The 860-nt window shown below is 33.3% G+C and carries 2 protein-coding genes; both read left to right on the top strand.

Annotated features, from left to right (window positions below; translation table 11 throughout):
* Positions 1-186: 186 nt before the first annotated feature.
* Positions 187-429, top strand: coding sequence for a hypothetical protein (locus KIV10_RS13835; RefSeq protein ID WP_214114733.1), 243 nt, complete (start codon positions 187-189; stop codon positions 427-429).
* Entirely contained in the window at positions 411-725 is a 315-nt protein-coding gene (locus tag KIV10_RS13830; protein WP_214114732.1) for a type II toxin-antitoxin system RelE/ParE family toxin, read from the top strand. The genes KIV10_RS13835 and KIV10_RS13830 overlap by 19 nt, the downstream gene beginning before the upstream one ends.
* Positions 726-860: the final 135 nt, after the last annotated feature.

Below are 860 nucleotides of genomic sequence, written 5' to 3'. Positions count from 1 at the left end.
CCAACAATGTATAACCGCAATTACGGCGGATTCAACTACGTCCGAATCCACTCGGAATTGCTAACGTTTGTGCTCAACCGAAAAAATTCGCTAACTTGCCCGTAACTGACGGTTATACGAGACCGTTGGGCAACATTAGGAAAAACGAGCAATTTTTCGGATATTTAGAACTTAAATTTAAATAAAGTGGCAACTGTAGATAATATAAGAAACGGATTGATAGGCAAAATACTATCTATTAGAAATAAAGATTTTTTAGTAGCTCTTGATAAACTAATTGCTTCAAGTTCTTCAGAATCTAACATTATTGAACTGACGAAAGAGCAAAAAATTATGTTAGAAATGAGTGAGCAAGATATTAAAAACGGTAAACTAATTTCTCAAGAAGCTATGGACAAACGAAACCTGGAATGGCTAAACGCAATGTAATTTGGACACGGACAGCAGACATTCAGTTCGTTGGAATTTTAGAATATTGGGTTAAGCGAAATAAATCCAACACCTATTCAAAAAAACTCGTAAAACTGGTCTCTGAAAGAACAAAACAGATTGCCGATAAACCTTTGATTTACAAAGCGACTGATTTTAAGGATGTAAGAGTAGCTTCACTAGGAAATTTTAGTATTTTCTATAAGTTTAATGATAAAGAAATAATAATCACAGCATTTTGGGATAACCGACAAAATCCTAAAAAACTATTGAAAATTTTAGAAAACAGAAAATAACGTTGCCCAACAAAGATCTGAGTTAAAAAACAAATCTTTTTAGTCCAATTTAGATACAAATTCCGCATCATAGGGCAAACCACTTTTTGCAATTGCAAATGCCTGTTTCAACAATTTATTTGCCACAGCTATAAG

The sequence above is a fragment of the Aequorivita echinoideorum genome (assembly GCF_018476645.1).
Taxonomy (GTDB): domain Bacteria; phylum Bacteroidota; class Bacteroidia; order Flavobacteriales; family Flavobacteriaceae; genus Aequorivita; species Aequorivita echinoideorum.
The sequence above is the reverse complement of the archived record's forward strand: the minus strand, read 5'-3'. Positions and strand labels throughout refer to the sequence as shown.

Excerpts from the sequence above, each read along its gene's own strand:
- KIV10_RS13830 (WP_214114732.1), top strand. The coding sequence starts at position 411 with ATGGCTAAACGCAATGTAATTTGGACACGGACAGCAGACATTCAGTTC.